Source organism: Pseudomonas cichorii, from assembly GCF_015471405.1.
GTDB lineage: Bacteria > Pseudomonadota > Gammaproteobacteria > Pseudomonadales > Pseudomonadaceae > Aquipseudomonas > Aquipseudomonas serbiensis.
The window spans coordinates 306,074-330,929 of the sequence record NZ_BLVZ01000006.1 but is presented as its reverse complement, the minus strand read 5'-3'; the positions used below and the strand labels follow the sequence as shown (position 1 = coordinate 330,929).

18 protein-coding genes are annotated in these 24,856 nt (G+C 58.9%); 9 read left to right on the top strand and 9 right to left on the bottom strand.

The window, feature by feature from the left end:
* Positions 1 to 97: 97 nt before the first annotated feature.
* Both JL015_RS11565 and JL015_RS11560 read left to right on the top strand, forming a co-directional pair.
* The gene (locus JL015_RS11565; RefSeq protein WP_201018579.1) at positions 98 to 703 is read left to right on the top strand and encodes an HAD family phosphatase; all 606 of its coding nucleotides are present in this window, start codon (positions 98 to 100) and stop codon (positions 701 to 703) included.
* A gap of 106 nt (positions 704 to 809) precedes the next feature.
* Complete coding sequence (locus tag JL015_RS11560) at positions 810 to 1,073, top strand: DUF4404 family protein (protein WP_201002681.1); 264 nt, start codon at positions 810 to 812, stop codon at positions 1,071 to 1,073.
* Positions 1,074 to 1,139: 66 nt separating this feature from the next.
* On the opposite strand, the gene queF is transcribed toward JL015_RS11560, so the two are convergent.
* Positions 1,140 to 1,970: an NADPH-dependent 7-cyano-7-deazaguanine reductase QueF gene (queF, locus tag JL015_RS11555; protein WP_201018578.1), complete on the bottom strand. Its 831-nt coding sequence runs from the start codon at positions 1,968 to 1,970 to the stop codon at positions 1,140 to 1,142.
* Positions 1,971 to 2,134: 164 nt separating this feature from the next.
* Here queF and JL015_RS11550 point away from each other — a divergent pair, with 164 nt between their 5' ends.
* Together JL015_RS11550 and JL015_RS11545 are read left to right on the top strand one after the other, a co-directional pair.
* Positions 2,135 to 2,815 (top strand): heavy metal response regulator transcription factor, encoded by a 681-nt coding sequence (locus JL015_RS11550; protein WP_201018577.1) that lies wholly within the window; start codon positions 2,135 to 2,137, stop codon positions 2,813 to 2,815.
* Positions 2,812 to 4,227, top strand: coding sequence for a heavy metal sensor histidine kinase (locus JL015_RS11545; protein ID WP_201018576.1), 1,416 nt, complete (start codon positions 2,812 to 2,814; stop codon positions 4,225 to 4,227). The genes JL015_RS11550 and JL015_RS11545 overlap by 4 nt, the downstream gene beginning before the upstream one ends.
* Before the next feature lie 21 nt (positions 4,228 to 4,248).
* Here JL015_RS11545 and JL015_RS11540 read toward each other — a convergent pair whose 3' ends face one another.
* The 3 genes from JL015_RS11540 to JL015_RS11530 form a co-directional block, all read right to left on the bottom strand.
* On the bottom strand, positions 4,249 to 5,493 hold the full coding sequence (locus JL015_RS11540; RefSeq protein WP_201018575.1) for a lipoprotein-releasing ABC transporter permease subunit: 1,245 nt from the start codon (positions 5,491 to 5,493) through the stop codon (positions 4,249 to 4,251).
* Positions 5,494 to 5,556: 63 nt separating this feature from the next.
* Positions 5,557 to 6,240, bottom strand: coding sequence for a lipoprotein-releasing ABC transporter ATP-binding protein LolD (lolD, locus tag JL015_RS11535; RefSeq protein ID WP_201018574.1), 684 nt, complete (start codon positions 6,238 to 6,240; stop codon positions 5,557 to 5,559).
* A 7-nt stretch (positions 6,241 to 6,247) separates the two neighbouring features.
* Positions 6,248 to 7,498 (bottom strand): lipoprotein-releasing ABC transporter permease subunit, encoded by a 1,251-nt coding sequence (locus JL015_RS11530; protein ID WP_201002693.1) that lies wholly within the window; start codon positions 7,496 to 7,498, stop codon positions 6,248 to 6,250.
* Positions 7,499 to 7,600: 102 nt separating this feature from the next.
* On the opposite strand from JL015_RS11530, the gene JL015_RS11525 reads away from it, so the two are divergent.
* Together JL015_RS11525 and JL015_RS11520 are read left to right on the top strand one after the other, a co-directional pair.
* Complete coding sequence (locus tag JL015_RS11525; RefSeq protein WP_201002695.1) at positions 7,601 to 8,188, top strand: PilZ domain-containing protein; 588 nt, start codon at positions 7,601 to 7,603, stop codon at positions 8,186 to 8,188.
* Between the two features lie 62 nt (positions 8,189 to 8,250).
* Positions 8,251 to 8,973: a glycerophosphodiester phosphodiesterase gene (locus tag JL015_RS11520; protein WP_201018573.1), complete on the top strand. Its 723-nt coding sequence runs from the start codon at positions 8,251 to 8,253 to the stop codon at positions 8,971 to 8,973.
* A gap of 42 nt (positions 8,974 to 9,015) precedes the next feature.
* Here JL015_RS11520 and sthA read toward each other — a convergent pair whose 3' ends face one another.
* The 3 genes from sthA to JL015_RS11505 all read right to left on the bottom strand — a co-directional run bounded on the left by sthA (position 9,016) and on the right by JL015_RS11505 (position 16,162).
* Positions 9,016 to 10,410, bottom strand: a complete 1,395-nt coding sequence (gene sthA / locus JL015_RS11515) for a Si-specific NAD(P)(+) transhydrogenase (RefSeq protein WP_201002699.1) — start codon at positions 10,408 to 10,410, stop codon at positions 9,016 to 9,018.
* Between the two features lie 164 nt (positions 10,411 to 10,574).
* Positions 10,575 to 11,594 carry an FAD:protein FMN transferase gene (locus JL015_RS11510; RefSeq protein WP_201018572.1) on the bottom strand — a complete coding sequence of 340 codons (1,020 nt, stop codon included), beginning with the start codon at positions 11,592 to 11,594 and terminating at the stop codon, positions 10,575 to 10,577.
* Positions 11,591 to 16,162 (bottom strand): dermonecrotic toxin domain-containing protein, encoded by a 4,572-nt coding sequence (locus tag JL015_RS11505; RefSeq protein ID WP_201018571.1) that lies wholly within the window; start codon positions 16,160 to 16,162, stop codon positions 11,591 to 11,593. Before JL015_RS11505 ends, JL015_RS11510 begins: the two co-directional genes overlap by 4 nt.
* A 294-nt stretch (positions 16,163 to 16,456) precedes the next feature.
* Between JL015_RS11505 and JL015_RS11500 the strand changes: the two genes are divergently transcribed.
* Positions 16,457 to 17,749 (top strand): MFS transporter, encoded by a 1,293-nt coding sequence (locus JL015_RS11500; RefSeq protein WP_201002705.1) that lies wholly within the window; start codon positions 16,457 to 16,459, stop codon positions 17,747 to 17,749.
* Between the two features lie 71 nt (positions 17,750 to 17,820).
* Here JL015_RS11500 and JL015_RS11495 read toward each other — a convergent pair whose 3' ends face one another.
* Together JL015_RS11495 and JL015_RS11490 are read right to left on the bottom strand one after the other, a co-directional pair.
* Positions 17,821 to 19,086, bottom strand: coding sequence for an MFS transporter (locus JL015_RS11495; protein WP_201018570.1), 1,266 nt, complete (start codon positions 19,084 to 19,086; stop codon positions 17,821 to 17,823).
* A gap of 95 nt (positions 19,087 to 19,181) precedes the next feature.
* Positions 19,182 to 20,645 carry a glyceraldehyde-3-phosphate dehydrogenase gene (locus tag JL015_RS11490; RefSeq protein ID WP_201018569.1) on the bottom strand — a complete coding sequence of 488 codons (1,464 nt, stop codon included), beginning with the start codon at positions 20,643 to 20,645 and terminating at the stop codon, positions 19,182 to 19,184.
* 215 nt (positions 20,646 to 20,860) lie between these two features.
* On the opposite strand from JL015_RS11490, the gene mfd reads away from it, so the two are divergent.
* Entirely contained in the window at positions 20,861 to 24,313 is a 3,453-nt protein-coding gene (mfd, locus tag JL015_RS11485) for a transcription-repair coupling factor (RefSeq protein WP_201018568.1), read from the top strand.
* An 11-nt stretch (positions 24,314 to 24,324) separates the two neighbouring features.
* On the top strand, positions 24,325 to 24,849 hold the full coding sequence (locus tag JL015_RS11480; RefSeq protein ID WP_201018567.1) for a CsiV family protein: 525 nt from the start codon (positions 24,325 to 24,327) through the stop codon (positions 24,847 to 24,849).
* Positions 24,850 to 24,856: the final 7 nt, after the last annotated feature.

Sequence of the window (24,856 nt, the reverse complement as noted above, 5' to 3'; positions counted from 1 at the left end):
TCTGTCAGTGCGCTGACAGTTTAAACGCAGTCACCACATAGTCATCTCAATGTCATAAAACCTCAGTAGCGTGCATGAGTATTTCAGAGAGATCACCATGCTCGCGCCGGTCGCCAACTCCCTGCCAGCCTTCCCTGCCCTGCTTTTCGGCCTTAGCGGCTGCCTGGTGGACTTTGGTGCGCAGGCAGGAATCAGAGCCCAGGAGCCGGACCTGGCTCTCGCCACTCCCGGCGCACTGGAGATTCTGCAAATACTGAGCAGCCAGGGCATGCCTTGCGCCTGGATCGATGAGTTACCCGAAAACCTGAGCCATGCGCTGGCCGAGACCGTCAGCGAATGGATCATTCCCGCCCCCCGACCCACCGCCAAGTGGCCTGCCCCCGACGCCTGCTGGCTGGCCCTGATGGCGCTGAAAGTGGACCAACTGGACGGTTGCGTCTTGATAAGCGGCGACCCGCGCCTGTTGCAATCAGGCCTCAATGCCGGGCTCTGGACCATAGGCCTGGCATCCTGCGGCCCATTGTGCGGCCTGTCTCCCACGCAATGGCAGGCCTTGAGCGATATCGAACGTGAACAACGCCGCGCCCACGCGACACTCAAGCTCTATGCCCAAGGCGTGCATTCGGTCATTGATCATCTGGGCGAACTGGAGTCCTGCCTTGCGGATATCGCCTTGCGCCGCAGCAAAGGCGAAAAGCCCTGATACACATCATGCAGGCAGCTCTGGAGTGGATTAGTCTTAAGCTGTCATGGACCTTTCAGTCGCTATAACAGTCCATGAAACAGACTTATCAACGAAGGAGCACGCCATGCCTGCCCGCGAACTGCAAGAACAACTCAATACCCTGCGCGAGCAACTGGAGCATAATCCGCCGCTGTCCGAAGCCGAGCGTGTCAATCTGCATGAGCTGATGGAACAGATTGAAACAAAAATCCAGCTGGAAAGCGTCACTCAGGACGCAAGCCTGGCAGATGGCGTCAATCTCGCAGTGGAGCGCTTCGAGCTGGAGCACCCGGCCATTGCAGGAACCCTGCGCAATATCGTGCAGACTCTGGGCAATATCGGGATCTGATCTGTAAATTCATTCGCGAAAATACCCGTTCGCGAATGAATTCTCTCCCACAGCGGTTTGTACAGGTTATTGCCGGGCCAGTCGGCGGTTGTCGACCTGCAATGCTTCAGTGCTGCGATAGGGGTTGATATCCAGCCCGCCACGGCGCACATAACGCGCATAGACCGTCAGTTTTTCCGGCTTGAGCAAACGCTGCAGGTCGAGAAAGATTCGCTCCACGCACTGCTCGTGGAAGTCCGAGTGCTGGCGGAAACTGACGATGTAAGCCAGCAGGCTCGCATGATCCAGCGCCGCGCCACGATATTCCACCACCACACTGCCCCAGTCCGGCTGACTGGTCACAGGGCAGTTGGACTTGAGCAAATGGCTGTGCAGGCTTTCCTCGATGACACGGGAATCGTCGCAGCGCAGCAACTCGGGTTGCGGGTGGTCATAACTGGCGATGCTCACATCCAGATCGTCGATGCAGGCACCCGGTAACGTCGCCACACCTTCGCTCTCGATTTCCGCCAGGCTGCTGATGCGCACACCCACTGGTTTGCCTGCGGCTGCCGACAGATCCTTTTCAAGCGTCGCCCGCAACTGGTCACGACTCTCGAACGAGGTCTGGTTCAGCGAATTGAGGTAGAGCTTGAAGGACTTGGACTCGATGATATTGGGCGAGTCGGCCGGAATGCTGAACTCGGCAATGGCCACGACCGGTTTCCCCGAAGGCAACAGCCAGGACAACTCATAGCAATTCCAGAAATCGACACCCTGATAAGGCAACGTCTGAGCCGTCAGCCCCAGCTCGGCCCACTTCGCGGTGCGCGGAATCGGGAACAACAGGGATGGCGTATAAGTGGCGATGTACTCACTGGACTTGCCCAGCGGTGAGTGTTCGGCTGCGGGATGCATGGCGATACCTGGAATCTCATGAATTAACCCGGCGAGTTTATAGGGTTTGCACCGGGCTTTCAGCGACAATATCCGCCGCTGGCTGGATTACAAGGCTGTCAGCTTCAACACCTGCACAGGCCGACGGGCTATAAAGCACGCATTGCAATGCACATGAGATCCCCATGAAATTACTGATCGTCGAAGATCAAGCCAGGACCGGCCACTATCTGCATCAGGGTTTGAGCGAAGCCGGATTCGAGGCGGAGCTGGCAAGCGACGGCACCCTCGGCCAGCAATTGGCCCTGAGCGGTGACTACGCACTGCTGATTCTCGACGTGATGCTGCCGGGGCGCGATGGCTGGCAGATTCTTGAAGCCGTACGCGCTGCCGGGCTGGAGACCCCCGTGTTGTTCTTGAGCGCACGCGATGCGATTGAAGACCGGGTTCATGGCCTGGAGCTGGGTGCCGATGATTATCTGGTCAAGCCCTTCGCGTTTTCCGAATTGCTCGCCAGGGTTCGCAGCCTGTTGCGCAGAGGCACCAGCAGCCCGGCGCAAACCCACCTGCAGGTGGCCGATCTGCGCCTGGACCTGATGCGACGCCAGGTGGAGCGCAGTGGCAAGCGTATCGACCTGACCGCCAAGGAATTCACCCTGCTGGAATTATTGCTGCGGCGCCAGGGCGAAATTCTGCCCAAGTCGCTGCTGGCCTCACAGGTCTGGGACATGCACTTCGACAGCGATACCAATGTGATCGAAGTCGCCATACGCCGATTGCGCCTGAAAATCGATGATGATTTCCCCGACAAGCTGATCCATACCGTACGCGGCATGGGCTACGTGCTTGAAGAACGCGAATCATGACAATGCGCCTGTCCTTTGACCGACTGTCATTGCGCAGCCGTCTGGCGCTGCTGTTCGCCGCCTGCACCGCAGTTGTTTCACTGACCGCCGGGATCGTGTTCAACCATGCCAGCGCCACGCACTTTGTCGAACTGGATCAACAGTTGCTGGATGCCCGGCTGGCCAACCTGCGCGGCACGCTGCACGGCGTTGAAACCCTCGAAGCATTCACACAGCGTAAAGAACACCTGCTCGCCGACCTGAACCATCAACCGGACCTGACAGTTCGCATCAGCGGCTCCGACGGCCAGACATGGTTTGACAATACGCCGCCGTCATCACAGGCCCCGCCCCAGAGCTCAGGCCTGCACACGCTGCACAGCGATCAGGCGTCCTATCGCAGCTTTACGGCGAAGCTACAACCCGGCTCGACACACTCGCCACAGGTTACGCTGCTGCTGGATATCACTCACCATCAGCACTTTTTGCAACGCATGCAGCATTTGATCTGGCTGACCGTCGGGCTTTCGGCACTGGCCACGGCCCTGCTGGGTGCCTGGGCCACACGCAGCGGGCTGAAGCCGCTGCACAGGATGAGCGCCGTTGCCGCTGGTGTGTCGGCCAGCTCATTGACCACTCGCCTGCCCGAAGCAAACATGCCCCGCGAACTGGCAGAGCTGACTCGTGCGTTCAATGCGATGCTGGCCCGTCTGGACGATGGCTTTCAGCGTCTGTCGGCCTTTTCCGCCGATATTGCCCATGAGCTGCGCACACCTCTGTCAAACCTGTTGACCCACACTCAGGTCACCCTGACCCGAACGCGCTCGCTGGAAGATTATCGCGACGCGCTGGCGGGCAACCTCGAAGAGCTGCAAGGCATGGCGCAAATGGTCAATGACATGCTGTTTCTGGCCAAGGCCGAACACGGCCTGCTCATTCCTGCTCGCGAGAGGCTGGCTCTGGAGGATGAGGTCGATGCCGTACTGGAGTTTTTTGCAGCGCTGGCGGAAGACAAGAACATCAACCTGTCCAGGCAAGGCCATGCGAACGTGACCGGTGATCGGACAATGCTGCGTCGTGTGCTTTCCAACCTGCTGGATAACGCCTTGCGCTTCACTCATTCAGGCGGCTACATCAGGATCGACCTGCACGAATCGCCAACCGGCATTGCGCTGAGCGTGGAAAACAATGGCATCTGTATAGAACCCGACGCCCTGCCCCGGCTTTTCGACCGTTTCTATCGAGCTGACCCGGCACGTCAGGAAAGCAGCGAACATGTCGGGCTGGGGTTGGCGATTAGCCAATCGATCATCCGGGCGCATGGAGGGTCGATCAAGTGTGAATCCGCAGAGGGAATAACACGCTTTCGGGTGGAGTTTAACTCTCACACTGTAGGAGCGAATTCATTCGCGAAAATGGCTATTCGCGAATGAATTCGCTCCTACGGGGATTGATTATTCGTAGCGTAGCGCATGCGCTGGCTGCACCTGTGCAGCACGCCAGGCCGGGTAGATGGTGGCCAGGAAACTCAGGATGAATCCGGCACTGCAGATCAGCATCACATCGCCGCCCTGCAACTCCGAAGGCAGGTTGCTGATGAAATACACATCGGAGCTGAAGACGTGCTGGCCGCTGACCCGCTCGAACCAGCCCACCAGACTGCTGACGTTCAGCGCGGCAATCACACCCAGCACGCCGCCGATCAGGGTGCCGACGATACCGATCACCGTGCCCTGAACCATGAAGATCGCCATGATCTGCCGTGGTGTAGCGCCAATGGTGCGCAGGATTGCGATATCCGCACCCTTGTCGTTCACCACCATGATCAGGGTCGCGATGATATTGAACGCCGCTACGGCAACGATCATCAGCAGCAACAGGCCGATCATGGTCTTTTCCATTTTCATGGCACTGAACAGGCTGCCCTGGGTGTGGGTCCAGTCATCGGCACGATAATCGGCGCCCAGGCCCGAGGCGATGGCGGTTGAAACCTGCGGCGCCTTGTACAGATCCTTCAACGCCAGACGCACGCCCTGCACCTGACCGGGCTGCCAGCGTTGCATCTGGGCGGCGTCGGCAATGTTGATCAGCGCCATGGAGCCATCCAGCTCGGCCCCGACCTTGAACACGCCCACCACGGTCAGGCGCTGCAGGCGCGGAGTGATGCCGCCCGGCGCGCTGCTGACTTCAGGCACGATCAGGGTCAGCTTGTCGCCCACGCTCAAGCGAAAGCGGCGAGCGGTGATATCGCCCAGCACTACGCCGAACTCGCCGGGTTTCAGGTCCTGCAGGTTGCCGCGAGTAATGTGTTTGGTGACGATGGAAACCTGATGCTCAAGCGCAGGGTCGATACCGCTGACCTGGATCGGCTGCATGGAGCCCTTGTAGGACAGCATGCCTTCCATCTCGGTGAGCGGCACGGCTGCCGTGACTTCAGGGTTCCTCAGGGCCGCGTCGGCCAGTGGCTTCCAGTCGTCCACCGGCTTGACGCCAGCGATCATCGCATGGGGCACCATGCCGAGAATCCGTGAACTCATTTCACGCTGGAAACCGTTCATGACCGACAGCACCACGATCATTGCCAGCACGCCCAGCGCCAGACCGATCATCGAGGTCATCGAGATGAACGAGATAAAGCTTTTACGGCGTTTTGCGCGGGTATAGCGCGCGCCGATGAAGATGGATAACGGTCTGAACATTCGCGGAGCACCGTAGAAAAAAGTGAAGGCCCCGACGCGATGACTTGCGTCGGGGCGGGTGAATCAGCCAGCGACGAGACGACCGTCTTCCAGGCGCAGGACACGATCCATCTGCCGGGCCAGGTTCATGTCGTGGGTCACCACCAGAAACGCCGTACGCGACGAAGTGCTCAGTTCGCGCATCAGGTCCTGAATACCCTGAGCCGTGTGATGGTCGAGGTTGCCGGTCGGCTCATCGAGCATCACAAGCCCTGGCTGGTTGACCAGCGCACGGGCAATCGCCACACGCTGACGCTCACCACCGGACAACTCCGATGGCTTGTGCGCCAGCCGATGCCCCAGGCCTACGCGCTCCAAGAGTGCCGTAGCTCGCTGACGGGCTTCGGGAATCGGTGTGCTGCCAATCAACAACGGCATGCACACGTTCTCCAGCGCGGTGAACTCGGGTAACAGGTGGTGGAACTGGTAGACGAAACCCAGAGCCCGGTTACGTAACAGGCCGCGGGCCTTTTCATTAAGTGCCGACAGCTCTTCCCCGGCCAGCCAGACGCTGCCCTCGGTAGGCGTGTCCAGGCCACCAAGCAGGTTGAGCAAGGTACTTTTCCCCGAGCCCGAGCTGCCGACAATCGCCACACGCTCACCCGGATGCAGCTCAAGCTGCAGGCCGGACAGCACCACAACAGACTCAGGACCTTCCTCGTAGGACTTACCCAGGTTTCGGCAACTCAATACAGCTTTATCTAACATGCCCGACTCACTCATAACGTAACGCCTCCGCAGGCTGGGTGCGCGCCGCACGCCAGGCTGGATACAGGGTGGCGAGGAAACTCAGGGCCAACGCGGCACCGCAGACCTGGAACACATCCTGGGCCATCAGTTGCGAAGGCAGGTAATCGATGAAGTACACGTCGGCGTTGAGAAACTTGTGGCCGATCAGGCCTTCAAGCGCCGAGATCGCCGAACTGACATTGAGCGCCGCCAGAATGCCCACCGCCGCGCCGATCAAGGTACCGACCACGCCGATTACAGAACCCTGCACCATGAAGATGGCCATGATCTGCCGTGGCGTGGCGCCCAATGTGCGCAGGATGGCGATATCGCCTTTCTTGTCGTTGACCACCATGACCAGCGTGGAAATGATGTTGAACGCCGCCACCGCAACGATCAGCAGCAACAGCAGGCCGATCATGGCTTTTTCCATACGGATCGCCTGATACAGGTTGCCGTGGGTGCGGGTCCAGTCACGGGAGTAGAAATTGTTCTCGCCCAGCTTCTGGGCGATTTCCCAGGAAGTGCGCGGCGCGGCAAACAGGTCATCGAACTTCAGGCGCAAGCCCTGGACCTGCTCAGGCTTCCAGCGATGCAGACGCCCCAGATCCTCAAGGTTGGTCAGACCCAGGTAGCCGTCCAGCTCTCCGGCGCCGACATGGAAGATGCCGACCACTTCAAAACGCTTCATGCGCGGGAACATGCCGGCAGGCGTGACCGTGACTTCCGGGGCCACGAAGGTCAGCTTGTCACCGATGCCGACACCCAGTTTGGTCGCCGCCTTGTCGCCGATCACAATGCCGAAACTGCCGGGTGCCAGACTGTCGAGCTTCCCCTGTTTCACAAAGTTGTCGATGATCGAAACCTTGCGCTCCTGAGCCGGGTCAATACCGTTGAGCAGCACTTTCTGGACCTTGCCGTCATTGGTCAGCAAACCCTGCATCTGGGTGAATGGCGCAACCGCCAGCACCTGCGGGTTTTCCTGGACCCTGGCAGCCAGGCCTTGCCAGTTGCCGATCGGCTCACCCGATTCGATGGTGGCGTGAGGCACCATGCCCAGCACGCGGGTACGCATTTCGTGATCGAAGCCGTTCATGACCGATAACACGACTATCATCACCACTACGCCAAGCGCGAGGCCGATGATGGACGTCAGGGAAATGAAGGAAACAAAATGATTACGTCGTTTTGCACGGGTGTAGCGCGTGCCGATAAATACAAAAAGAGGTCTGAACATTTAGGGAATTGTTCGCAGGAATGGGGACGTCCGTGTGGCGGGCCTTGATGTGCAGCTTTACACTCGAAACTCTCTGACCACAGCAGCTACCATGGGTTCGCCATGTCGACATTAGATGAAGAAGAACGCCGCGAATACTACCGTATCGAAGACAGCGTCGCACTGGAAATTAACCCTCTGTCACAGGCAGACCAGGCGAGCCAGGAAGCCATACGCGAGACTTCGGCCCTGTTCGATCTGCTCAGCGAACTGCATGTGAACGAGTTCGAATCACAGCATCTGCTGCGTCAGCTCGACGAGCGTGACCGGGTGCTCAACAGTTTTCTCAAATCGCTGAACAAGCGTATCGACCTGCTGGGCCGGGTTGTAGCGCATACGGCACTGGGCAGGCTTGGCGCACCGCAACCGGTGAATATCTCCGAAGGCGGCCTGCGTTTCACCTCCAGCCAGCGTTATACCCCTGGCGAAGAGCTGTCGATCAAGATGGTGTTGATGCCCCAGGCTGCGGGCCTGATGATGAATGCCACTGTCATTCACTGTAACACTCTGGAAAACGGCGAATACGAGACAGGCACCAAGTTCATGGACCTGCCCGACGCCCAGCGCCAGTTGCTCGCACGCCATATCCTGCAACGCCAGGCCCAACAACGTCGCCAGGCACTGGAACAAAGCGTTCCACCCAAGACCTGAGCATGTTCATGCTGCAAATAGCACATTCAATGTAATTGGCGCCTTTGAGGCCAGGAGTAAATGTGACCCTTATCTACGGCCACCGCGGCGCCAAGGGCGAAGCACCGGAAAACACCCTGACCAGCTTTCAGGAATGCCTCAAGCACGGCGTACGCCGTTGTGAGCTGGACCTGCACTTGTCTCGCGACGGGGAACTGATGGTCATCCACGACCCGACCCTGAAACGCACCACAGACCGACGCGGCAAGGTCAACGAACATCTGGCCGCCGACCTTGTGACCTACGACGCCCGCAAGGGCGGTCCTGGCTGGGTCACGCCCTGCCCTATCCCGCATCTGGAAGAACTGTTCGAGAAATGCGACTTCGAGCACTGGCAGCTAGAAGTCAAAAGCGCTTCACGCACCCGCGCCGCCAACACAGTGCTGGCGATTCGTGAACTGGTTCAGCGCCATGGCTTGCTGGATAAAGTGACCATCACCTCAAGCTCTCGGGAAGTACTGCGCGCCGCAGTGGAGCTGACGCCGGACATCAGCCGCGGGCTTGTCGCCGAATATGCCTGGCTCGACCCGTTGAAGGTCGCCCAGAGCTATGGCTGCGAGATTCTGGCATTGAACTGGACGCTGTGTACCCCGGAACGCTTGGAGAAGGCCCAGCGTCAGGGTTTGCATGTGTCGGTATGGACCGTCAACGAACCTGCGCTGATGCGCAGGCTCGCCGACTTCGGCGTAGACAGCCTGATTACAGACTTTCCCGGTTTGGCCAGCGCCACCCTCGAGAATCGCTGAAATCGGTCTCCCCGGCCGGCTCAGGCCACCGGCCGGAGCCGCTTAAAAAAGCCGGTTCAGACCATCGTAGGCTGCTACCCGATAGGCTTCTGCCATGGTCGGGTAGTTGAAGGTGGTGTTGACGAAATACTTGATCGTATTCGCAGCGCCTTCCTGGTTCATGATCGCCTGACCGATGTGCACAATCTCCGAAGCCTGGTCACCAAAGCAATGCACGCCCAGGACTTCCAGGGTTTCGCGGTGGAACAGGATCTTCAGCATGCCGACCCGCTCACCGGAAATCTGCGCACGGGCCATGCCCTTGAAGAACGCCTTGCCGACTTCGTAAGGCACCTTGGCCTGGGTCAGCTCATGCTCGTTCTTGCCGATCGAGCTGATCTCGGGGATCGTGTAGATCCCGGTCGGCACGTCGTTGACATAACGCCAGCTGCCGTTGTCCACCAGGCTGCCCGCCGCCGAACGCCCCTGGTCATAGGCAGCACTGGCAAGGCTCGGCCAGCCGATGACATCGCCTGCACCGTAGATATTGGGAACGCTGGTGCGATAGTTTTCGTCGACTTCGATCTGGCCGCGGCCGTTGGCCTTGAGGCCAATGTTTTCCAGCCCCAGCTTGTCGGTGTTGCCCGTACGGCCGTTGCACCAGAGCAAGGCGTCGGCCTTGATCTTCTTGCCGGACTTGAGGTGCAGGATCACACCGTTATCCAGACCCTCGACCTTCTCGTACTCTTCGTTATGGCGAACCATCACGTTGTTGTTGCTGAAGTGATAACTCAGCGCCTGGGAAATTTCCGAATCCAGGAAGCTCAGCAACTGATCGCGGTTATCCACCAGTTCGACCAGTACCCCCAGACCACTGAAGATCGAGGCGTATTCGCAGCCGATCACGCCGGCACCATAGATGATCAGCTTGCGCGGGGTATGGCCCAGGCTGAGGATGGTGTCGCTGTCATAGATACGCTTGTGGCTGAAATCGATATCGGCAGGACGATAAGGACGCGAACCGGTCGCGACGATGACCTGATTGGCCACCAGCTTTTCGACGACGCCGTTGGCGCACACTACATCGATGCTGTTCTCATCGGAGAAGCTGCCGGTGCCGAAGAACACATCGACACGGTTGCGCGCATAGTAGCCAGTACGCGAGGCCACTTGCTTGGAGATGACGATTTCAGCGTTTTTCAGTACATCCGGAAACGAAAACCAGCGCGGCTCGCCAATGGCCCGGAACATCGGGTTGGTGTTGAAGTGGATGATCTGTTTGACAGCATGACGCAATGCCTTGGAAGGAATTGTGCCCAGGTGAGTGCAGTTACCACCGACTTGCCGACGGCTGTCGACCATCGCAACCTTGCGCCCCGCCTTGGCGGCATTCATTGCCGCGCCTTCTCCGGCTGGGCCGGAACCCAGTACCACTACGTCGTAGTTGTAGACAGCCATGCGTACTCCTTTAGAACATACCGAGGCGCCACTCTGGCATCTCTGGCTAAATCACTGGCGCAGTCTAGCGCTGCACTAAGGGGGCGAACATTACCCCTTGGTCGCGTTGAAGGCCACTTTTGTCTGCTCGGCCTCATCGCAATCCCTCACTTTCAATCATGAATTCATTGCGATTGCACGGTACACAGCTGATCGAACGCCGGGTTGCTGCGAATGATAAAACGCTTATCGGCGCGAATCACAAAAAAAGCAGCGATTTGATGCTGCTGTGCGTAATCCCACCCCCGCTCCGGCCCCAGAATCAGTAACAGCGTAGACAAGCCATCGGCCATGAGCGCCGAAGGATGAATCACCGTCACCGATGCCAGATCATGATCGATGGGCGCACCGGTCAGGGCATTGAGGGTATGGGAATAGCGCCGTCCCTCACGCTCGAAGTAGTGCCGATAGTCCCCGGAGGTCGAGACGCCACAACCGTCCAGGGCAAAGATTTTCTGCGCGATCCGTTGATCGTCGCGAGGCGCTTCAAGGGCAACCCGCCACGCCGAACCGTCGGGCTTGCGCCCTTTGGTCTTCAACTCGCCGGTGACCTGCACCAGATAGTCATGTACGCCCAGCTCATCCAGCCGGGCGGCGATACGATCCACCGTATGGCCGGCAGCCATGCTGCTCAGATCCACTTCCACGGCAGCATCCTTGCACAGACGCCGGTCATCGACGCTCAGGTGTCGATAGCCCACGCGCTCCAGAGTCCGGGCCAATTGACGGGGTGTCGGCACCTGTTCAGCCCTGGACTGGGGGCCGAAGCCCCAAAGGTTCATCAGGGGCAGGACTGTCAGATCAAAGCCCCCGTTCGTTTCACGGGACAGATGCTCACCGACACGAATCAGTTCCAGCACCGCAGGCGGCATAAGCTGACAGTGATTGGCCGGCTGGACATTGAAGCGTTCGATATCCGAGTCGCTGCGCCAGGTGGACATCTGTTGATCGACCTCGGCCAGTATCGCTTCGACTTCAGGCCGAACCACACCCACATCCGGCTGACCAGCGTGACGCACATAGCTGACCGAATAACCGCTGCCCATCGTCGGCCCACCAAAGCTCTGCAAGACAGAGCCTGAATCACAGCCAGTCATGAACCCCGCAAACAGTGAAAGCCCAAGCATGCGCAGCAACAGGCTCATGGAGCCAGCACCAGAAACAGACGCTGGGCGATCTCCTTGCCGATGGCGCTGCGATAGATATTGACCACGTCCTTTGCTCCTCCAGAGGCTTTGATCAGCGATTTGTAGCCCAACAGGCGCTGCTCGGGCAGTTTCAGATGAGCCGCCGTGAATGCCTGAGCAGCATCGGTTTCGTTTCTGTAGTGAAAATGCGCCCACCATAGCAAGCGGTTGTCCTTGTCACGAATCGCATACTCTTGCAGGAAGTCATCAAGCCTGGCGCCCGACATGTTTTTCCTGCCTTCGAAAGATGAAATGTTTATTTCGCCCTGGCGGTGCAGATAGCTGATCCGAGCGGCTGTCGGTGGCTGAGCCTTGATCATCGAGATACGCAGGCTGCGCCCCTCGGCAGTCAAGCGGGTGGCGGCATCGCGCAACTGTGCCGCGCTTGCGCTCAATTGCTGAGGCAGGTTTTCAGATATCCCTGCGCTATCGGTCATTTGCTCGGCAAGCGCCGTCAACTTGCCCGCCTTCAAGACAAGGATATCTTCGATGTCTTCAGGCTCGTACCCACGTATCGATTGCTGACGAGCCTTTTCGAGCGCCGGTTCTACCTCCAGCAGAAGTGTCCGGGCACGCCTTTGCAGCTCACCTGCCGACGTCGGCCGTGCAGTGGGCGTCGGTTTCTTGGGGGTTACGGTTTGAATTTCCACCCATTGGCCATCGGCATGCCGGTGCCACGAGCTGATGACCTGGCCCGTCTGCGCATTCTTGATATCGGCAACTTCGCCGGGAAAACTCCTTTCACCCTGACGGACATGCCCGACAAAGGAGCGATGATTGCGCGTCCTGATGACTTTTTTGTAGAGCTGCTCGACCCGTGGCACATACTCGACCAGCGCAGGCGAAGGCTCGATATTTTCCTGGATCAACTTCGCAAGCTGGGCCTGGGTCGTCTCGCACAGCGCATTCAACTCGGCCTTGAAGTTCTCCAGGTACTGGACTTGAACACCCGTAAACTGCGCGGCATCGACATCGTCAGCGATGCCCCTGGCTTTCTGGTACTCGCGCAAGACACTTTCCAGAACGTCAATCCGCTCGCTCAGTGAATAGTCGTTGGGCCTTTCAAGCTCGGCATGGGAAGCGAACGCACCATTCAGATCCATGTCGGTACGCAATGCCTTGAAAGGACGAAACTCCTCATTATCGGCAATGTGCTCTCTACTGAAACACAGCTCCAGGAACGACATCATGTGCTGGATTCGCCACTCCAGGCCGGAGAACAATTTTCCCTCATACAACGTCGTGACCTGCTTGCGCCAGAACTCTTCGCCAACTTTAGGCACTGCGCGCAACCGCTCCCAGAACGCTTCACGGATCTGCGACCAGCGCATGCCTTTTTCCTGCCGGCTCAGCAGCGACTTGAACATGTTCAGGTAGATCTCGACGTCCTGATCCGAAACGATACCTCCGGGCCTGGCCATTTTCGCGAGTTCGGTGTTGGCCACAACGCCGTTTTCAGCCGCCAGCCGGCCTTCCAGAAACTCCAGGTAGATCGTGACCCGCGCGATATCCTGTGCCATATGCCGCTCAGGCGGTCGATCTCCGACTCTCAATTGCTCCCAAAGGCTCATCCGCTGCTTCAACAACTCGACTTCTTCGCCCATCACCTCTTCGAGGCGGTCGAGAAAAAGCTGTCGCACCTCACCGGTGGCCGTATTCAAGTGCGTGTTGTAACCCATGATCCTGTTCACCAGATCCGTCTCGCGGCGATCAAGCTCTGCGAGGCTCTGATTGATACGGGTCAGGTTTTCTGCGTTCTCCCGGGCAAGCTTGCGAATGTTTTTCTTCGGCGCGCCACCCCGTAGGTGCAGTGACAAATCCAGGTGCCAGCCTTGGCCATCATGCCTGAGCCACGGCCCCGCCATCGCGGGGTCATCGGGCCGCACGACCCGGACTTCATCGCCTTCGACCATGACCCGGAACAGGTCGCTACCGACCCTGGCCAACCAGAGCCCATTGAAGTCATAGAGACCGGCATAGGGCCCGGAAGCAAGCGGCTTGCCGGTAACCGTTGCAGGCCAGATCTTGAATTTTTCCAGTTCCAGACGTTGCGCCCCGCTGAGCCGGCTGCCGGGTTGCGACCAGGAAAAGTCGAGCACCGTCCGGGGTTCCTCCAGCAGACGGTCGGCAACCAGAGGGGCCTGAACGACCACCAAATCGGCCTCAACCGGCTCTGCCAGCATCCGATGGCCTGCAAGCATGTTCACGGATGCAAGGTTATGAGAGGAAATCCCGGAATGGAGCAAGACCAGTGAGATATCGAGCAGCAGCCCGGCAAGCTGTGCCGAGTTCCCTTCGTCCGCAGAGACGGGGCTGGCAAGCTGCTGGTTGATTCCGGACAGCAATTGCGCGAGCCACAAGGCATTGGCAACAGGTCCGCTGAACAGAGGCAACACGGTATTGAGCAACAGCCAGCCGCCTTCCTTGAACAGCGCCCAGCGACTTTCGGCATTGGAAACGGCATTGCGGTCGGCCAGTTCGATCAACGCCCGGGCATTGGCACTGAACAGGCCAGACATGATGTCTCCCTTGAGTACATCACTCCCCAGCACAGCTGGCTGAGGCTTTTCCAGCGGCGCGAAATCCGAGCCCAGGCCAAAACGGGTGACATGCGGTTCCTCAAAACCGCCATTGGCATACACGGGGCGGGCACTGTCGCTCAGCCAGACCAGTATGTCGTTCTGCAATGCGCCGGGTTGCCTGACCGCCGCAAGCAGCGCCGACCAACTGGCAAACTCGATCAGTGACTTACGGGCAAAGGGCCGATAGAGCACATGCGGCCCGAAAGCCGTGTCCAGCGGTCCGATCACGAACATATTGCCTACGGCATCGGCCCGGTGCCCCGGCTGACGAACGAAAGCCAGTGGCCGCAGGACTATTGGCTGAATGCCCACGCGCCGCTCGGCCACGACCGTTTGCATGATCGCGCAGACAGATCGATAGCCCTTCAGGCTCAGTTCGCCCTTGATCTTCTGCTCCAGTGCCTGCAAAGGCAGTTGTAGACGCAATTGATCGGCAAACAGTCTCTGACGCCGTTGCGCCTCGGCGGTGTCTGTCACCAGGTAGCGCTTGAGCAGATCCGGATAGACCTGGCCAATATCAACGCGCACGGTGAGTGCTTTCAGATAATCCGCCGTCATCCAGTGCGGCAGTGTTTTTCCATCCGTGCGATGGACCGTGATTTCTCCTGCGGGCAGGCCGGAGAGATTCTCCAGGGCAAACTCGGGAAATGTCATGAGCACCGGCTCAACGCTTCCCGTTGCAAAGGGCTGACCTCCTCCTGACACCGTTGCAGCGGTAACCTTGTCGATTCGTATCTGAATCTGATGGGGCAGAAAGTCCACTCCGTCAAGGTGATCCTGAGCGATGGCAATGGCCAGGGATCGGGATGCGAACTCAAGAATCGGTGGCAGCCCGTCATTGAATGACTTCCCACGAGAGCGCTTCTGCGTCACTGCCAGAGCACTCATCAGGCGACTGTACTGGTTGCGGTCCGCCTCCTGCGCGTTTTTCATCCATAGAGGCAAACGCTCGATGCCCAGTACGGAGGGCTGACCGGATGTCAGATCATCCCCATCGAAGAGTGCGCAAACGTCGGTCAGTGCCGCCAGAGCATGCTCCAGACGATCAAGATCATAGGCCGGCTCACTCGCGAGCCCTTGCACCCCCATCAACTGGTTTTCCAGAAGCGCCATCGCCAGAACGCTGAAAATATCATCTTCAGGTTCATGAGCCGCCCACTGCACCTCTGCTTCATTACCCTGATCGGCAAGCAGATGCCCCAGGCTTCGCTCCCAGGCACTCAACGACGACCAGCTCTGGCAAAGGCCTGACAATTGATACATCAGAACCTGCTCATGGCCTTCGCGAATGCCGAAAACGACCAGAGCCGGGAGTATCACTGACCCGCTATCAACGCCTTTGATTCGCAGACGAACAATACAGGCGCGTGGCAACGGCTTTTGTACGGCCAAGCGTTCGCGCTCGGCCTTTTCTGGAAACAGGGCGATATCTCGCAGCCACTCCCGAACGCCCGACGCCTGCGGACGCGAAGGCATTGCGCCCAGGCCATCGAGTAATGCCTGCCTGATCAGCCTCGCAAGCCAGTCCCAGCGACTGTTGCAATCGACATGCTCACCGCTGCATTCGCTCCAGTAATTGACCAGTGCCTGTTTCACGTTCTCGAACAACCCGAGCGCCAGTCGATTCACCAGCGCGCCAAGACCGGGCATGTCCACAGGCAATGCGCCTGAAGCACCCATCAGGGTATTTTGCTCGTTGGTCCACTTCACGCTGGACTGGGCAGCGAAATGCTCCAGCAGACAATCGAGGAGTGTTTTCGCCTCGCCCGACGCAGGCAATGAAGCGTCTGCGGCGGTTGAAACACGGGAAACGACAGCAACCCGCGGGTCGATATGCAGTGTCGGGTATAGCTCGCGCAGTTCCTGGTGCAAGGTGGTAGCAGCGACCCCGCGCAAGGTGGGACGCGCGGCAAATTGTTCTGCAACATCGAATGCAATAGTCATATGAAATCCAGCTCACTTGTTTGAATGGCTGCCCTTCAAGCTAAAAGCCTGGGCGCTATTTCAATGAGCTAAAGCCATATGCCCCCTCCCCCGGACATAAACAAATACCGCATGCAGCCATGGCCCAACGCCCTCTGAAAAACGGCTGTCACGTGACATAAAGTTGTTTTCGGACTAATTTACACATATGGTTACAATTATGCTTCGTGCGCAGGCTTGAGCCTTCGCCGCTGCAAAGCAGGACATAAATACAACGATTTCCCCCTAGCTAGACAGCCTAAGTGAGTATTTCCAATGGCCTCAAACACAGGCAAGGGCAAGGCGATTTTTCGCGTTGTCAGCGGTAACTTTCTTGAAATGTTCGACTTCATGGTCTACGGCTTTTACGCCACGGCCATTGCCAAAACCTTCTTCCCTGCCGACAGCGCATTCGCGTCCCTGATGCTTTCGCTGGCCACTTTCGGTGCCGGCTTCCTGATGCGTCCGCTGGGTGCGATTTTCCTGGGTGCCTACATTGACCGTCACGGTCGTCGCAAAGGGCTGATCATCACCCTGGCGCTGATGGCGCTTGGCACAGTGTTGATCGCCTGCGTACCGGGTTACGCAACGCTGGGCGTTGCCGCGCCCCTGCTGGTTCTGCTGGGCCGCCTGTTGCAGGGTTTCTCCGCTGGCGTTGAGCTGGGTGGCGTTTCGGTGTATCTGGCGGAAATTTCCACGCCGGGCCGCAAGGGTTTCTTCGTCAGCTGGCAGTCCGCAAGCCAACAGGCAGCCGTGGTTTTCGCCGGCCTGCTGGGTGTTGGCCTCAACCACTGGCTCAGCCCGGATCAGATGGGTGAATGGGGCTGGCGCGTGCCGTTCCTGGTGGGCTGCCTGATCGTGCCGGCCATCTTCATCATTCGCCGTTCGCTGGAAGAGTCGCCGGAGTTCGAAGCTCGCACACATCGTCCGAACCTGAGCGAAGTCATGCGCTCCATCAGCCAGAACTTCGGGCTGGTGCTGGGTGGTATGGCGCTGGTTGTCATGACCACTGTTTCGTTCTATCTGATCACGGCCTATACGCCGACCTTCGGCAAGAACGAATTGCACCTCTCGGACATCGACAGCCTGCTGGTGACCGTTTGTGTGGGTGTATCCAACTTTATCTGGCTGCCGATCATGGGTTCGTTTTCCGACCGCATCGGCCGCAAGCCTCTGCTGATCGCGGCAACCGTGCTGGCCATCGCCACGGCCTACCCTGCCCTGTCGTGGCTGGTCGCTCACCCGAGCTTCGGTAACCTGCTGATGGTCGAGCTGTGGTTCTCGTTCTTGTATGGCTCGTACAACGGCGCCATGGTTGTGGCCCTGACCGAAATAATGCCTGTAGACGTTCGCACCACCGGTTTCTCCCTGGCCTACAGCCTGGCGACCGCGACTTTCGGTGGTTTCACGCCAGCGGCATGCACCTACCTGATCCATGTGCTGGATAACAAGGCCGCGCCAGGTATCTGGCTGACCGGCGCCGCCATCCTGGGTCTGGTTGCAACGCTGGTGTTGTTCCGCAAAGGCGGACATAAACTGCAAGCCCCGGGCGCTGCGACCACTGCCTGATCCAATGCCTCACACAACATAGCTTCAAGCAATAGAGAAATGCCCCGACCCTGTGCCGGGGCATTTCATTTTCAGGCCTTCAACTTCCACGGCTTGAAACTCAGCCACAACAAGACACCCGGCAGTTGCAAGGCAATCATGAGGCCCAGTGACCACTGATACGCCTCGATCGGATGCGCTGCGCCCTCGGCCACCAGCCATAGATTCAGCACGATCCCCATCAGCCATTGCAGGAAAAACGCGAGTACGAACACCACCAGGTTGAAGGACGAGCTCACGCGCCCCGCCAACTCGGGTGAAACCGACTGGGCAACGATGGCGTAGTTCATGGTGGTGGACGTGCCAAAGAAGCTGAAACCCATGGCAATCAGGTACGGCGAAACCGGCAAGCCGCTGGCCATGAGCATCTGGAAGACAATAAAGATCACCATCCCGGCACCACAGACCATGATCGGCTGCACCCCGAAACGGCGCAGATAGTCAGTGATCGTGCCAAACGCCAGAGAACCGGCAACCATGGCAACAGTGCCGAACAGCAACACACTGGCCATGCCCGAATCACTCAGACCGGCCATATCACGCAACCATGGTCCCATCCACAACGACAGCACCGACATGTAAATGGCATGGGCGAATACCGAGTACAGAGCCAGGCGCCAGAAGGTCCATGACGAATAGAGCTTGCCCACGGCAGCGAACATGTCGGAGTAACGTGCGCTCTTGGCTTCGTAAGTGCGGGGAACGCTGAGGTGAATGATCACGGCGACACAAAAAGTCAGCAACGCCAGAATCAGAAATGCTTCACGCCAGGTGAACCAGTTGAGCAACACATGCAAGGGCGTCGTGGAAGCCATGGCCCCTAGCCCGCCAATCGACAGCAGGCAAGCCGTACTCAAGGGCAGACGCTCAGGTGGCAACCAGATGGCGCAGGCCTTGATGGCGCTCATCAGCGACCCCGCCACACCCAGACCGATCAGACCACGGCCAATCAGCAGGCCAGCCTCGGTACTGGAGACGCTGAAGATGATCGAGCCCAGCACCGCGAACAGCAGCATCGGAGCCTGCACACTGCGAGGGCCGTAACGATCGAGCATGACCCCCAACGGAATCTGAGCCGCCGCGAAAGTCAGGAAATAAGCCCCCGTCAACAATCCCAGGCTACTCGCTGGCAAGCTCAGGTCAGCTTGCAGGTCGACATAGATCACCGCATTGACCGTACGGAACATGTACGAAACGAAATGGCCCAGGCCAAAAGGGATAAAAATCGTCAGAAACAACAGGAAGAAACTGCTTTTGAGCTGTTTCTGCGAACGTTCCATCGTCGAACCACCGCTCATCAAGCGACTCTCCATAAACAAAACGGGCCGAAACCTGTAGATACAGGATTCGGCCCGTTAGAGGAACTGCCCGGCAGAACCGGGCAATTACATCATTACTGTGGAAACGCTGGCGGGTTGACGCCGGCAATATCTTCCATGACGCGGACAACCTGGCAGCTGTAACCGAATTCGTTGTCGTACCAGACGTACAGAACAACGCGGTTATCGTTGACGATGGTTGCTTCGCCATCCACAACACCGGCGTGGCGTGAGCCGACGAAGTCGGTGGAAACCACTTCCTGCGAGTTGACGAAATCGATCTGCTTGTGCAGATCCGAGTGCAGCGCCATGTGACGCAGGTACTCGTTCATTTCTTCGCGGCTGGTGGCTTTCTCAAGGTTGAGGTTGAGAATGGCCATGGAAACGTTCGGCGTCGGTACGCGGATAGCGTTGCCGGTCAGCTTGCCAGCCAGTTCAGGCAGGGCCTTGGCAGCAGCAGTGGCAGCACCGGTTTCGGTGATGACCATGTTCAGCGCAGCGCTACGGCCACGACGATCGCCCTTGTGGAAGTTGTCGATCAGGTTCTGGTCGTTGGTGTACGAGTGAACCGTTTCAACGTGACCGTTGACGATACCGAACTTGTCGTTGACGGCCTTGAGCACCGGCACGATGGCGTTGGTGGTGCAGGACGCAGCGGACACGATCTTGTCGTCGGCAGTGATTTCACCGTGGTTGATACCGTGCACGATGTTCTTCAGCTTGCCTTTGCCTGGTGCAGTCAGAACGACGCGGTCGATGCCAGGGCAGGCCAGATGCTGGCCCAGGCCGTCGGCATCGCGCCATACACCGGTGTTGTCCACCAGCAGAGCGTCCTTGATACCGTACTGGGTGTAGTCCACCTCGGCAGGGTTCTTGGCGTAGATGATCTGGATCAGGTTGCCGTTGGCAGTCAGGGTGCTGTTGGCTTCGTCGATGGTGATGGTGCCGTCGAACGGACCATGTACCGAGTCACGACGCAGCAGGCTGGCACGCTTGACCAGATCGTTTTCCGCGCCTTTGCGGACAACGATGGCGCGCAGGCGCAGGCCTTCGCCGCCACCGGTCTTCTCGATCAGGATACGGGCCAGCAGACGACCGATACGGCCGAAACCGTAAAGCACGACGTCGGTGCCTTTGGTCGGAGTGGCGTTTTTCTTGCCAACCACACTGGCCAGCTCTTCACGCACGAACTGCTCGGCGGAACGGCCATTGCCTTCGGCCTTGAATTTCACGGCCAGCTTGCCCAGGTCCACCGAAGCGGCGCCCAGCTCAAGCTCGCTCATCGCCTTGACGAGCGGGAAAGTCTCGTGCACGGACAACTCAAGTGCGTCGGACTGGCGATGACGCGCAAAGCGGTGAGCTTTGAGAATCGCGATGACTGAACGGTTGATCAGGCTGCGGCCATAGATCGAACTCACCACATTGTTATTGCGGTAGAGCTGGCCGATAAGCGGAATCATCGCCTCGGCGAGCGCTTCACGATCGATCCATTCACCAAGACACTGGTCGGGCTTCTGAGTCACGGGAACCTTCCACATGTAGGGGCTGAAAAAAGGGGCTACATTATGCCGCCGCCTTTGTTTATGAGCAATGCGCCGTTGTCAGATCGATGCGCACTACATTTGTTCCCCATACACGCAGGAAATTGCCGGGCCAGGCTTTTTATGCTTCAAGCTGAGCTGAAAACTGACAGCCACCACCTTCCCCCGGTACAATCGCCGCCCCTGTCGCAACGCCTGGAGTCCGACCTTCCGTGCCCGTTCTGCGTCTACCGCTTCTTCCTGCCGCCGCAGGCAAACAACACTGGGGCAACCTTCCCGGTGCCGCACTGAGCCTGGCTATTGCCGAGGCCGCCAGCGCCGCCAAGCGCTTCACCCTGCTTCTGACCGCCGACAGCCAGAGCGCCGAGCGGCTGGAACAGGAGCTGAGGTTCTTCGCTCCGACGCTGCCGGTCCTGCACTTTCCGGACTGGGAAACCCTGCCCTACGATCTGTTCTCGCCGCACCAGGACATCATTTCCCAGCGCATCTCCAGCCTCTATAGCCTGCCGGAACTGGATCATGGTGTATTGGTAGTCCCTATCACCACGGCCCTACATCGACTGGCACCGACCCGCTTCCTGCTGGGCAGCAGCCTGGTGCTGGATGTCGGTCAGAAGCTTGATGTCGAGGCCATGCGCACGCGCCTGGAAGCCAGCGGTTATCGCTACGTCGACACGGTGTATGAGCATGGCGAGTTCACGGTGCGCGGTGCGCTGATCGATCTGTTCCCGATGGGCAGCAAGGTGCCGTACCGAATCGACCTGTTCGACGACGAAATCGAAACCCTGCGCACCTTCGACCCGGACACCCAGCGCTCCATAGACAAGGTCGATTCGGTACGCCTGCTGCCGGCCCGCGAATTTCCGCTACAGAAAGAAGAAGTCACGCGCTTCAAGGCCCGCTTCCGCGAGCGCTTCGATGTGGACTTCCGGCGCAGCACGATCTTCCAGGACCTGAGCAGCGGTATCACGCCAGCCGGTATCGAGTACTACATTCCGCTGTTCTTCGAAGAAACGTCGACCCTGTTCGATTACCTGCCTCAGGACACACAAGTGTTCTCGCTACCCGGCATCGAACAGGCCGCCGAGAATTTCTGGAACGATGTGCGCAACCGCTATGAAGAGCGCCGCATCGACCCGGATCGCCCGCTGCTGCCGCCTGCCGAGCTGTTCCTGCCGGTGGAAGACTGTTTTTCACGCCTCAAAAGCTGGCCGCGAGTCGTTGCCAGCCAGCAGGATGTCGAGCCCGGCGTCGGTCGCGAACGCTTCCCGGCCCAGGGCCTGCCGGATCTGGCCATCGAAGCCAAGGCCAGCCAGCCGCTTGCCGCGCTGTCGACCTTTCTCGACGAGTTCCCCGGCCGCGTACTGTTCACTGCCGAATCCGCAGGACGCCGCGAGGTGCTGCTGGAGCTGCTGGACCGCCTGAAACTAAGGCCCAGGACTGTCGATAACTGGCTGGACTTCGTCAACGGCAAGGACCGGCTGGCAATCACCATTGCACCTCTGGACGAAGGCCTGCTGCTTGAGCAGCCGGCACTGGCACTGGTCGCTGAAAGCCCTTTGTTCGGGCAACGGGTCATGCAGCGTCGACGTCGCGAAAAGCGCAACGACGGCGGCAACAACGATGCAGTGATCAAGAACCTGACCGAGTTGCGCGAAGGCGCGCCGGTGGTGCATATCGATCACGGCGTTGGTCGCTACCTTGGTCTGGCGACGCTGGAAGTCGAAAACCAGGTTGCCGAGTTCCTGATGCTGGCCTATGCCGAAGACGCCAAGCTTTACGTTCCGGTCGCCAACCTGCACCTGATTGCCCGCTACACCGGCAGCGACGACGACAACGCGCCGCTGCACCGCCTGGGCTCGGAAACCTGGCAGAAAGCCAAGCGCAAGGCCGCCGAACAAGTACGCGACGTTGCCGCCGAACTGCTGGATATCTACGCACGCCGGGCCGCCCGCGAAGGCTATGCCTTCCAGGACCCGAAGGCCGATTACGCCACCTTCAGCGCCGGGCTCCCGTTCGAGGAAACGCCGGACCAGCAAACCACCATCGAAGCCGTACGCGCCGACATGCTGGCGCCCAAGCCCATGGACCGGCTGGTCTGTGGCGATGTGGGTTTCGGCAAGACCGAAGTGGCGATGCGCGCCGCGTTCATTGCCGTACACGGCGGACGTCAGGTAGCAATTCTGGTGCCTACCACCCTGCTCGCCCAGCAACACTACAACAGCTTCCGTGACCGCTTTGCAGACTGGCCGGTCCGGGTCGAGGTCATGAGCCGTTTCAAGTCCGCCAAGGAAGTGAGCGCTGCCGTGGCCGATCTGGCCGAAGGCAAGATCGACATCGTCATCGGCACCCACAAGCTGTTGCAGGACGATGTGAAAATCAAGAATCTGGGGCTGGTGATCATTGACGAAGAGCACCGTTTCGGAGTTCGTCAGAAGGAACAGCTCAAGGCCCTGCGCAGTGAGGTCGACATCCTGACCCTGACCGCAACACCGATCCCGCGGACCTTGAACATGGCGGTGTCGGGCATGCGCGACCTGTCGATCATCGCCACACCACCTGCCCGCAGGCTTTCGGTGCGCACTTTCGTCATGGAGCAGAACAAGCCGACCATCAAGGAAGCGCTGTTGCGCGAGTTGCTGCGCGGCGGTCAGGTCTATTACCTGCACAACGACGTCAAGACCATCGAAAAATGCGCCGCCGACCTGGCTGAACTGGTCCCCGAGGCACGCATCGGTATCGGCCACGGCCAGATGCGCGAACGCGAACTCGAACAGGTGATGAGCGACTTCTATCACAAGCGCTTCAACGTACTGATCGCCTCGACCATCATCGAGACCGGCATCGACGTGCCAAGCGCCAATACCATCATCATCGAGCGCGCCGACAAGTTCGGTCTGGCTCAGTTGCACCAGTTGCGCGGCCGGGTCGGGCGCAGCCACCACCAGGCCTACGCCTACCTGCTGACACCGCCACGCAAGCAGATCACGCCGGATGCGGAAAAGCGCCTGGAAGCCATCGCCAACACCCAGGACCTGGGCGCAGGCTTTGTACTGGCCACCAACGACCTGGAAATCCGTGGTGCCGGCGAACTGCTGGGCGACGGCCAGAGCGGCCAGATCCAGGCCGTCGGTTTCACGCTGTACATGGAAATGCTCGAACGCGCCGTCAAGTCGATCCGCAAGGGCGAACAGCCGAACCTCGACCAGCCTCTGGGTGGCGGTCCGGAAATCAACCTGCGGGTCCCGGCATTGATTCCAGAGTCCTATCTGCCGGACGTGCATACCCGGCTGATTCTCTACAAGCGCATTGCCAATGCCGCCGACGAGGATGGTCTCAAGGATCTGCAAGTGGAGATGATCGACCGCTTCGGCCTGCTGCCCGAACCCACCAAGAGCCTGATACGCATCACGCTGCTCAAGCTGCATGCCGAGCAACTGGGCATACGCAAGATCGATGCCGGGCCTCAGGGTGGACGTCTGGAATTCGCAGCCGATACACCGGTTGACCCGCTGACACTGATCAAACTGATCCAGAGCCAGCCCAACCGCTACAAATTCGAAGGTGCCACACTCTTCAAATTCATGGTCCCCATGGAGCGTCCCGAAGAGCGCTTCAATACGATCGAAGCGCTGCTTGAGCGCCTGACCCCGAAAACTGCTTGAAGGATTCATCCATGCGTCTGTTTCGTTCATTGATCCTGCTGCTGACGCTTGTCGCCCCGACAGCCTTTGCCGACAGCCTGTATCAGGTGGAAATGATCCTGTTTCGCCAGCTCGGCGAGCCTGCCGCAACATTGCAGTTCGCCCCCGAAGACTGGAGCGCCGGAGCCAGCCGGATCGACTCCAGCAACCAGCGCAGCCCTGCATTGAACGATATGGCCAAAAAACTTCAGGACAGCGGCACTTATCAAGTGCTGCTGCAGAAGGCCTGGCAACAGAGCATCGGCACCGAAAAAAGCAAAATGGCCGTTACCAGCGGCCAGGAACAGCTCGGCCACTTCCCGATAGAGGGCACCGTCAGCCTGGCCATCGCACGCTTTACCGATATCTCTGCGGACTTCTGGATCAACCAGCTTGATCCCCATGGCATATTGATCAGCAGTGAGCGCATGAAACAGAGCGCCAGGGTCAAGAACGGCGAGCTGATCTATCTGGATAACAGCAATCTGGCCCTGCTGATAAAAGTTTCTCCCCTTTGAGCATTCA